Source organism: Dryocola clanedunensis subsp. sulfonylureivorans, assembly GCF_016756775.1.
GTDB lineage: Bacteria > Pseudomonadota > Gammaproteobacteria > Enterobacterales > Enterobacteriaceae > Dryocola > Dryocola clanedunensis.
In genome coordinates this window covers 24,073-34,306 of the sequence record NZ_JAERMU010000032.1, presented here as the reverse complement: position 1 = coordinate 34,306, position 10,234 = coordinate 24,073, and the positions used below count along the sequence as shown (strand labels likewise).

Below are 10,234 nucleotides of genomic sequence, written 5' to 3'. Positions count from 1 at the left end.
GGCGGCGCTGGGTGCAGTAATGCGCAAGCTGGTGCACATGTGCTTCGGGGTGCTTAAAACACGCCTGCCATGGGATGAAAATTATGCAGCTACCGCTTGACGTTCAAGACGGTAGCTACAACATAGTTCAAAGCTGGCGAAAACGGCTGCGTAACGTGAAGGTATCAGAGGTGATATACCGCTCCATCGAACGCAAACGCTGCTCGCCCGCCGCCAGCTCCGCATCCACTTCATCAAGCAGATCGCGGCTGGTCGGCTGCGGCTTTACCTGATCCGCACCGTAGGGCATCGGGTCAAGAATAAACGTCAGGGCGATGTAGGCCACCATGACGAAGAAGAACAGGCCAAAAATCATCGATAACACAACGATCAGGCGTACGAGTTTGACCGGGACGTCCAGGTACTGCGCAATACCTGCGCAAACACCTTTCAGCATCCCCTTCTCAGGGATACGCCACAATTTACGACCGGAAAATGAATTCACCATTATTTGTCTCTCCAGTTCGGGTGCTCAGCGTCGAGGATTTGCTCAAGCGAAACAATGCGTTCACGCATGCGTTTCGCCTCGTCGGTAAGCTGCGCCAGCCGTTGTTGTTCGCCCTGCGACAGTTCGCCGCCCGCTGAGCGGTTGCTGTAATGCAACCACAGCCAGATGGGGGCCACAAACAACACGAATATCGTTAACGGTATGGCCAGAAAAAGCGCGCTCATGTGTACTCCTTACAAGTCGAACGAGCTGCGGCGCGTCACGCGCGGCCGCAGCATCAATAATTAACCGCGATCCTGACCGTTCATTTTCGCTTTCAGCGCCGCAATTTGCTCGCTGATGGCATCATCGGCCTGCAGTTCGGCAAACTGAGTGTCGAGATTTTTCTGCTTGCCGAAGCCGTGGCTTTCCGCTTCCGACTCCATCTGGTCAATGCGACGTTCGAAAGATTCGAAACGGGCCATCGCTTCATCCAGCTTACCGCTGTCGAGCTGGCGACGCACATCACGAGAAGAAGACGCAGCCTGATGACGCAACGTTAAGGCCTGCTGGCGCGCGCGGGTTTCGCTGAGTTTGTTCTCCAGCTCGCCAATCTCTTTTTTCATACGCGTCAGGGTTTCATCGACGTGAACCACTTCATCTTCCAGCGTGGCAATCAGGTCGGTTAATTTCTGTTTTTCGATCAGCGCCGCACGGGCCAGATCTTCTTTATCTTTACGCAGCGCCAGCTCGGCTTTTTCCTGCCATTCGGCCTGCTGCGCCGTGGCCTGCTCTACGCGGCGGGACAACTGTTTCTTTTCAGCCAGCGCACGGGCCGAGGTGGAACGCACTTCAACGAGCGTGTCTTCCATTTCCTGAATCATCAGGCGCACCAGCTTCTGCGGATCTTCAGCCTTTTCCAGCAGCGAGTTGATGTTGGCATTCACGATGTCGGCAAAACGAGAAAAAATACCCATTGTTCAATCCTCTTTAGTCATTATTTCCGGTGCCAGGCACCTTGCTCACAAAGATTAATACAATGTTCGTGCCAACTTTTTATCTTGTTGATTTTAATGGTTATGATTAAATTTGACTCTGCTGGCGCAGCCGCTATAGTGGTTTTATTCGCTAACAGTTGGTTAATTTCACCATGGCAGAACATAAAGATAATCTGATCGGAGAGGCAAACAGCTTTCTGGAGGTGCTGGAGCAGGTGTCGCGCCTGGCCCCGCTGGAAAAACCTGTGCTGGTCATCGGCGAGCGCGGGACGGGGAAAGAGCTGATCGCCAACCGCCTGCACTTCCTGTCGCGCCGCTGGCAGGGGCCGTTTATCTCGCTGAACTGCGCTGCGCTAAACGACAACCTGCTGGATTCCGAGCTGTTCGGCCATGAGGCCGGGGCCTTTACCGGAGCGCAAAAGCGCCATCCGGGCCGCTTTGAGCGCGCCGACGGAGGAACGCTTTTCCTGGATGAGCTGGCAACCGCGCCGATGATGGTGCAGGAGAAGCTGCTGCGCGTGGTGGAATACGGTGAGCTGGAGCGCGTGGGCGGCAGCCAGCCGCTGCAGGTAAACGTGCGGCTGGTGTGCGCCACTAACGCCGATCTGCCGCAGCTTGCCGAAGAAGGTAAATTCCGCGCGGATTTGCTGGATCGTCTGGCGTTTGACGTCGTTACCCTTCCCCCGCTGCGCGAGCGCAAACCCGATATCATGCTGATGGCCGAGCACTTTGCGATTCAGATGTGCCGGGAACTCCAGCTCCCGTTGTTTCCGGGCTTTAGCGAAGAGGCGCAGCAGACGCTGCTGAATTACGGCTGGCCCGGTAATATTCGTGAATTAAAAAACGTGGTTGAGCGTTCGGTTTATCGCCACGGCAGCAGTGAAGAACAGGTAGATAAGGTCATTCTCGACCCGTTTGCCCGCAAAGCGGCATCCGTCCCCATAGCGGAGCCAACCGCTGAAAATGGCCCTCAGCTGCCGCTGGACCTGCGCGGCTGGCAGAACGAACAGGAAAAAACGCTGCTCGAGCGCAGCCTGCTGCAGGCGAAATATAATCAGCGCAAGGCAGCAGAATTGCTGGGGCTGACCTATCACCAGCTTCGTGCCCTGCTCAAGAAGCACAATGTCGCGCCGTCAGCAGAGCAATAATAAAAATTTATGGCTGGTATAAGCGAGCCGCCAGCCATTTTGTTCTTTGCCATGACCTAAACGGCCCTCCTTTACGCTCTGTTTAGCAGGTTTTCAGGATGATTACAGGCAGTTGGTTAGCCTGATAAGCATCGATAAAACATTACTGAAACAATTCCTTAACAATGCATCCTTACAATCGGCGCCGCTTGCTTAACTTTGATAAGGATTGCTTTTTGAAACTCAAGAAAACCTACGCGGCAACAATCGTTTACCTGTTGTGCTGTGGCGCCCAGGCCGCCGATCTTACGTTGAATACCCCCCGCCTTGAGGGCATGGATAATTTCCGTGATGTTGCAGGAACGACGACGGCTTACACCACCGCTAACGATGGCGTCATGCGTCAGGGCGTGTTCTACCGGGCCAATGCCATCACCCCAACCGCCTCCGACCTTGCCGTGCTCAACACGCTGAACATCGCCACCGTAGTGGATTTGCGGACGCCAGAGGAGATAGCAACCACGCCGGATACGCTTCCTGCCGGGGCAAAATATGTCAATGTCGATTTGATCGGCAATTCGGGTAGTACCAGCAGTATTACCAGTACGTTGGCCAATCTGGACGCAGCCGGGGTCAACGCCATGATGGAGGACGGCGAGCGGAGTTTCGTTACCAGCAGCTACGCCCGCCAGGGGCTGAACGAGGTTTTCCGTGAACTTGCCGAGGCGGACGGCGCGGCGCTGTTCCACTGCACGGCGGGCAAAGACCGCACGGGCTGGACGGCCGCTATTCTTCAGTCCATTGCGGGGGTGAGCTCCGCCGATATCATGCAAAACTATCTGGCGACCAACGAGTACACCGCAGCCCGAATCAACGCAACGGTAGCGGCGCTGCCGCCCTCGATGGCCGAGACTTACCGCACATTGATGGGCGTTCAGGCAAACTGGTTGCAGGCGGGATTCGATCAGATCCTCCTCAGCTACGGCACCGTCGATAACTACCTTAAAGAGGGGCTGGGCCTGGACCAGGCAACCATTTATGTGCTGCGGGCAAAGATGGTTCGCTACTCGCAGCTACCAGGCCAGGAGAGTTTCACGGGTAACGCCGCAGCAGGTGCCGCATTCCTTAATGCGCTGCAGGATTCCCCGCTCTCGGGACGTTACACCGCTTACAACTTCGCTCTGCAATCGGCGATTGATAGCGGCTCGCTCGGCGGCCTTGAAAAACGGATTGGCGGACAAATTTATGCCGACACGGCCAGCTACCTGCTGCGCGCACCGTCACAAATTAACGATAAAATAGCGCCGTGGATTGCGGGCAACACGCTGGCCATTGGCTCAGCCTCCGTCTGGATGACGGGAATGGACAGCTACCTCGGCACCGATGGCAACAGCGCCCAAAGCAGCAGCAACGAACATTCAGCTGGCGCGGTCGTTGGCAGCACGTGGCGGGCGAACGAGCAGCTTTCCGTTAACGGCGGCATTGGCTACAGCCACGGGAATGTCAGCAGCAACGGCGATGAAGTGAAAACGAACTCAACGTTTATCACGCTGGGCGGGCGGTATGCCTTAAACTCGCTGCAAAACGGGCCATATAGCACCCTGCAAGGTACGGCAGGCTACATTGATTATGACGCCGAGCGCCATCCAGGCAGTGGCCTTGGCTCTGCGAAGGGCGACAGCAACGGCCAGTTTTACAGCGCGCGAGCGGGCCTTGGCTGGTTTGTTCCCGGCATCGTCTCCTTCGACCCAAGCCTGGGCGTGCAGGTCACGCATTTGCATCTCGAAGGCGTTCAGGAATCGGACAGCGAGGTCGCGCTGGATGTGGACGGTACAAACGAGACGCAAACCAGCCTGGTCAGTAATCTGGATATTAAGCTGAAACCCTTTACTCCGGGCGGCTGGGCGCTAACGCCGGGGATCAATATCGGCTATGAAAGATTGCTCAGCGATGAGCAGCAGACTTCCCACGCTTCGTTGTACGGCATTAATGTGGACCAGGTTTCAGCCTATAACAGCAAAAACCTCTACAAGGCCGGGATAACTTTAAGCGCTACGAGCGGTAACCTGACTCTGGCTGCGGGCGCCAATGTGCTTGCCGCCGATCGGAGCAGCAGTGGATTTAACGGTACGCTGAGCGCCAGCTACGCCTTTTGAATCGCTTTTAGCCCCCTTCCGCGCAGGACAGAAGGTCCGCTTCGTCGTAAAAAACAGCAAATCCCGGTCTTTTTTCCGGGCTTTGTTTAGAAAAGAGACAAAACGGCCTGACATATTTTGGGAAGCTCCGCAGAGTGCGATACACTTTGCCTATCACCTTTGAAAACTCAAAAACTTATGCGCGGAATTATCCCCTCCCTCTTACTGGGTCTGAGCTGCCTCAGCAGCGTGGTACTGGCAGCGACACCCGGCCAGAAGCCCGATGACATTCGCAAGAGTGGGTTTGTCTATTGTCTTAATGGCCAGGTCAACACCTTTAATCCGCAGATGGCCAGCGGCGGGCTGACCGTGGACACGCTTGCCGCACAGCTCTATGACCGCCTGCTGGATGTCGACCCCTACACCTACCGCCTGGTGCCGGAGCTGGCGCAAAGCTGGGAAGTGCTGGATAACGGCGCCACCTACCGTTTCCATCTTCGTCCGAACGTCCAGTTCCAGACTACGCCGTGGTTCAAACCTACCCGTGCGCTGAATGCCGATGACGTTGTGTTCAGCTTCCAGCGAATCTTCGACCGCAAGCACCCGTGGCATAATATCAACGGCGGCAATTATCCCTACTTCGACAGCCTCCAGTTCCCGGATTCGGTCAAGAGCGTTCGCAAGCTGGATAACAACACCGTTGAATTCAAACTGGAAAAACCTGACGCCTCGTTCCTGTGGCATATGGCGACCCACTACGCCTCGGTGATGTCGGCTGAATATGCGGGACAGCTCGAAAAAATCGACCGGCAGGAGCTCATGGATCGCCAGCCTGTGGGCACCGGCCCGTTCCAGCTGAGTGAGTATCGTGCAGGGCAATATATTCGCCTGGCTCGCAATCAGAAATTCTGGCGTGGCGTACCGCTAATGCCCCAGGTGGTGCTGGATTTAGGCTCCGGCGGCACCGGTCGCCTGTCGAAATTGCTGACCGGCGAATGCGATGTGCTGGCCTATCCTGCCGCCAGCCAGCTGACTATCCTGCGCGACGACCCGCGCCTGCGTCTGAACCTGCGCCCGGGGATGAACATTGCCTATCTGGCCTTTAACACCAATAAGGCCCCGCTCAATAACCCACAGGTTCGCCATGCACTCGCTCTGGCCATCAATAATCAGCGTCTGATGCAGTCGATTTACTACGGCACGGCTGAAACCGCCGCGTCGATTCTGCCGCGGGCCTCGTGGGCCTATGACAGCGATGCAAAAATTACCGAATACAATCCGAAGAAAGCCCGTGAGCGTCTGAAAGCGCTGGGGATCGAAAATCTCGAACTGCGTCTCTGGGTGCCCACAGGCTCCCAGGCCTGGAACCCCAGCCCGCTAAAAACCGCCGAGCTGATTCAGGCGGACATGGCGCAGATCGGCGTTAAGGTGATCATCGTTCCCGTTGAGGGGCGCTTCCAGGAGGCGCGCCTGATGGACATGACCCACGATCTCACCCTTGCCGGCTGGGCAACGGACAGTAATGACCCGGACAGCTTCTTCCGTCCGCTGCTGAGCTGCGCGGCGATCCGCTCCCAGACCAACTATGCTCGCTGGTGTAACCCGGAGTTCGATACCGTGCTCCAGAAGGCGCTCGCCACCCAGCAGCTTGCTTCCCGTATTGAAGCCTACAACGAAGCGCAGGCTATCCTGGCGAAGGATTTGCCGGTGCTACCGCTGGCGTCATCATTACGTTTGCAGGCTTACCGCTACGATATCAAAGGCCTGGTGCTCAGCCCGTTTGGTAACGCGTCGTTCGCCGGGGTTTCCCGCGACGACGTAGAGGTGAAAAAACCATGATCATCTTTACCTTAAGACGTTTATTGCTGCTGCTCATCACGCTGCTGTTCCTGGCGATGGTGAGTTTTAGCCTGAGCTACTTTACGCCCCATGCGCCGCTTCAGGGAGCATCGCTGTGGAACGCGTGGGTGTTCTGGTTTGAAAGCCTGCTGCACTGGGATTTTGGCGTGTCGAGCATTAACGGCCAGTCGATTAACGAACAGCTGCGCGACGTCTTCCCCGCCACCATGGAGCTGTGCCTGCTGGCCTTTGGCCTTGCGCTGCTGATTGGCATCCCCGTCGGCATGCTGGCAGGCATTACCCGTAATAAATGGCAGGATCAGCTGATAAGCGCGCTGGCGCTGGTCGGCTTTTCGATTCCGGTGTTCTGGTTTGCCCTGCTGCTGACGCTTTTCTTCTCGCTGACGCTGGGCTGGCTGCCGGTGTCGGGCCGCTTTGACCTGCTCTATCAGGTGAAATCTGTGACGGGCTTTGCGCTGGTTGATGCCTGGCTCTCCGATTCACCTTATCGCGAAGAGATGATCCTCAGCGCCCTGCGCCACATGGTGTTGCCGGTCGTCGCGCTGGCGGTGGCCCCCACCACCGAAGTCATTCGCCTGATGCGCCTGAGCACCATTGAAGTGTTCGACCAGAACTATATTCGCGCCGCCGCCACACGCGGTTTGTCGCGTCTGACTATTTTGCACCGCCACGTGCTGCACAACGCCCTTCCGCCGGTGATCCCGCGTCTGGGCCTCCAGTTCTCAACCATGCTGACGCTGGCGATGATCACCGAGGTCGTCTTTAGCTGGCCGGGCCTGGGCCGCTGGCTTATCAACGCTATTCGCCAGCAGGACTACGCGGCGATTTCCGCCGGCGTGATGGTGGTCGGCTCGCTGGTCATCATTGTTAACGTGATTTCTGATATTTTGGGTGCTATGGCTAACCCGCTGAAACATAAGGAATGGTATGCCTTACGATAGCGTCTATCGCGAGAAGCGGCCGCCGAGTACGCTGCGCCTGACCTGGCGGAAGTTCTATGCTGACACGCCGGCGATGATTGGCCTGTACGGCTGCGGCGCGCTGGTTCTGCTGTGCGTGTTTGGCGGGCTGTTTGCGCCCTATGGCCTGGATCAGCAGTTCCTGGGCTACCAGCTGCTGCCGCCGTCATGGTCACGGTACGGTGAAGTCTCCTTCTTCCTGGGGACTGATGACTTAGGCCGGGATGTGTTAAGCCGCCTGCTCAGCGGCGCGGCGCCCACCGTTGGCGGAGCGTTTCTGGTCACGCTTGCGGCTACCGTCTGCGGCGTGGTGCTGGGCGTGTTCGCCGGTGCCACCCACGGCCTGCGTTCTGCAGTGCTCAACCATATTCTGGATACGCTGCTTTCCATTCCTTCACTGCTGCTGGCAATCATCGTCGTCGCTTTTGCCGGCCCTCATCTTACCCACGCGATGTTTGCCGTGTGGCTTGCGCTGCTGCCGCGCATGGTGCGCTCGGTCTACAGTGCGGTGCATGACGAACTCGAAAAAGAGTATGTTGTTGCCGCCCGTCTGGACGGCGCATCAACGCTGAATATTTTATGGTTTGCGGTGATGCCGAATACCGCGGCCGCGCTGGTGACCGAAATTACCCGTGCGTTATCCATGGCGATTCTGGATATTGCCGCGTTAGGTTTTCTCGATCTCGGCGCACAGCTCCCTTCCCCGGAATGGGGCGCAATGCTGGGCGACGCCCTGGAACTTATCTATGTTGCGCCCTGGACCGTGATGCTTCCCGGTGCAGCGATTATGATTAGTGTACTGCTGGTCAATCTGCTGGGCGACGGACTGCGCCGTGCGATAAATGCGGGGGTGCAATAATGCCGTTACTTGATATTCGCAATCTGACGATTGAATTCATGACCGCCGAAGGCTGGGTGAAAGCCGTTGACCGCGTCAGCATGACGCTCAACGAAGGTGAGATCCGCGGCCTGGTGGGAGAGTCCGGCTCCGGCAAAAGCCTGATTGCCAAAGCCATTTGCGGCGTCACCAAAGACAACTGGCGAGTCACCGCCGACCGCATGCGCTTCGATGATATCGACCTGCTGCGCCTCTCCCCACGCGAACGTCGCCGTCTGGTGGGGCATAATTTGTCGATGATTTTTCAGGAGCCGCAGTCCTGTCTCGATCCTTCTGAGAAAGTGGGCAAGCAGCTCACCCAGAACATCCCCGGCTGGACCTATAAAGGCCGCTGGTGGAAGCGCTTCGGCTGGCGCAAACGCCGCGCCATTGAACTTCTCCACCGCGTGGGAATTAAAGATCACAAAGACGCCATGCACAGCTATCCGTATGAGCTCACCGACGGCGAATGCCAGAAGGTGATGATTGCCATTGCGCTGGCAAACCAGCCGCGCCTGCTGATTGCGGATGAGCCAACCAACGCCATGGAGCCCACGACCCAGTCGCAAATCTTCAAACTGCTGACCAGGCTCAATCAGTACAACAACACGACGATCCTGCTGGTCAGCCATGACCTGCAAATGCTCAGCAAATGGGCGGATAAAATCAACGTGATGTACTGCGGGCAGACGGTGGAGAGCGCCACCAGCGAAGATCTTATCGCCAGCCCGCACCACCCTTATACCCAGGCGCTCATCAGAGCTATTCCCGACTTTGGCAGCTCGATGCCGCATAAGAGCCGCCTGAATACCATGCCTGGGGCGATACCGCTGCTGGAGCATCTGCCGATAGGCTGTCGACTCGGGCCGCGCTGCCCTTACGCCCAGCGTAAATGCATTGAAACACCGCGCCTCGAAGGGCCTAAAACGCATCTGTACGCCTGTCACTTCCCGCTGAATATGGAGAGTCAGTAATGGTCGAAACGCTGCTCGAAGTCCGTAATTTAAGTAAGACGTTTCGCTACCGCACCGGCTTGTTCCGTCGCCAGCACGTTGAGGCCGTCAAGCCGCTGAGCTTTACCCTGCGCGAAAGACAGACGCTGGCGATTATCGGCGAGAACGGTTCAGGAAAATCCACGCTGGCGAAGATGCTGGCGGGTATGATTGAACCCACCGGCGGCGAGCTGGTGATTGACGATCATCCGCTGCACTATGGCGACTATACCTGGCGCAGCCAGCACATCCGCATGATATTTCAGGATCCGAGTACCTCCCTGAATCCACGTCAGCGCATCTCGCAAATCCTCGATTTCCCACTGCGTCTGAATACGGATATGGAGCCGGAAGCGCGCCAGAAACAGATTGTGGAGACGCTGCGCCTGGTTGGCCTGCTGCCTGACCATGCCAGCTATTATCCGCACATGCTGGCGCCAGGACAGAAACAGCGTCTTGGCCTGGCCCGTGCGCTGATCCTGCGTCCAAAGGTGATCATTGCCGACGAAGCGCTGGCGTCATTAGATATGTCGATGCGTTCGCAGCTGATAAACCTGATGCTTGAGCTACAGGAAAAACAGGGGATCGCCTATATCTACGTTACCCAGCATATCGGCATGATGAAGCACATCAGCGACCAGGTGCTGGTGATGCATCAGGGCGAGGTGGTGGAACGCGGCGCAACCGCCGACGTCCTTGCCTCCCCTCTACACGACCTCACCAAACGCCTGATCGCCAGCCACTTCGGCGAAGCGTTAACCGCGGACGCATGGCGGAAAGATCGCTAACCCGGTGGATGGCGCTGGCGCTTATCTCCCCT

The 10,234-nt window shown here is 57.1% G+C and carries 10 protein-coding genes; 7 read left to right on the top strand and 3 right to left on the bottom strand.

All coding sequences use genetic code 11. The features are described from left to right. Positions 1–127 precede the first annotated feature (127 nt). Genes pspC through pspA form a run of 3 tightly spaced genes read right to left on the bottom strand, consistent with a single transcriptional unit; the run spans position 128 to position 1,443 of the window. Positions 128–487 (bottom strand): envelope stress response membrane protein PspC, encoded by a 360-nt coding sequence (pspC, locus tag HYQ67_RS21515; protein ID WP_202307624.1) that lies wholly within the window; start codon positions 485–487, stop codon positions 128–130. Continuing rightward, on the bottom strand, positions 487–711 hold the full coding sequence (gene pspB, locus HYQ67_RS21510) for an envelope stress response membrane protein PspB (RefSeq protein ID WP_202307613.1): 225 nt from the start codon (positions 709–711) through the stop codon (positions 487–489). The genes pspC and pspB overlap by 1 nt, the downstream gene beginning before the upstream one ends. A 60-nt stretch (positions 712–771) precedes the next feature. Beyond that, positions 772–1,443 carry a phage shock protein PspA gene (pspA, locus tag HYQ67_RS21505; protein WP_202307604.1) on the bottom strand — a complete coding sequence of 224 codons (672 nt, stop codon included), beginning with the start codon at positions 1,441–1,443 and terminating at the stop codon, positions 772–774. Between the two features lie 173 nt (positions 1,444–1,616). On the opposite strand from pspA, the gene pspF reads away from it, so the two are divergent. The 7 genes from pspF to sapF all read left to right on the top strand — a co-directional run bounded on the left by pspF (position 1,617) and on the right by sapF (position 10,202). Next, positions 1,617–2,612 carry a phage shock protein operon transcriptional activator gene (gene pspF, locus HYQ67_RS21500; protein WP_202307596.1) on the top strand — a complete coding sequence of 332 codons (996 nt, stop codon included), beginning with the start codon at positions 1,617–1,619 and terminating at the stop codon, positions 2,610–2,612. Between the two features lie 215 nt (positions 2,613–2,827). After that, the gene (locus HYQ67_RS21495) at positions 2,828–4,747 is read left to right on the top strand and encodes a tyrosine-protein phosphatase (RefSeq protein ID WP_202307587.1); all 1,920 of its coding nucleotides are present in this window, start codon (positions 2,828–2,830) and stop codon (positions 4,745–4,747) included. A gap of 177 nt (positions 4,748–4,924) precedes the next feature. Continuing rightward, positions 4,925–6,565 (top strand): ABC transporter substrate-binding protein SapA, encoded by a 1,641-nt coding sequence (sapA, locus tag HYQ67_RS21490; protein WP_202307585.1) that lies wholly within the window; start codon positions 4,925–4,927, stop codon positions 6,563–6,565. Continuing rightward, on the top strand, positions 6,562–7,527 hold the full coding sequence (sapB, locus tag HYQ67_RS21485) for a putrescine export ABC transporter permease SapB (RefSeq protein WP_202307576.1): 966 nt from the start codon (positions 6,562–6,564) through the stop codon (positions 7,525–7,527). Before sapA ends, sapB begins: the two co-directional genes overlap by 4 nt. Beyond that, positions 7,514–8,404, top strand: coding sequence for a putrescine export ABC transporter permease SapC (gene sapC, locus HYQ67_RS21480; protein WP_202307574.1), 891 nt, complete (start codon positions 7,514–7,516; stop codon positions 8,402–8,404). The genes sapB and sapC overlap by 14 nt, the downstream gene beginning before the upstream one ends. Beyond that, complete coding sequence (gene sapD, locus HYQ67_RS21475; protein WP_202307572.1) at positions 8,404–9,396, top strand: putrescine export ABC transporter ATP-binding protein SapD; 993 nt, start codon at positions 8,404–8,406, stop codon at positions 9,394–9,396. The genes sapC and sapD overlap by 1 nt, the downstream gene beginning before the upstream one ends. Beyond that, complete coding sequence (gene sapF, locus HYQ67_RS21470; protein WP_202307570.1) at positions 9,396–10,202, top strand: putrescine export ABC transporter ATP-binding protein SapF; 807 nt, start codon at positions 9,396–9,398, stop codon at positions 10,200–10,202. The genes sapD and sapF overlap by 1 nt, the downstream gene beginning before the upstream one ends. The last annotated feature ends 32 nt before the right edge of the window (positions 10,203–10,234 follow it).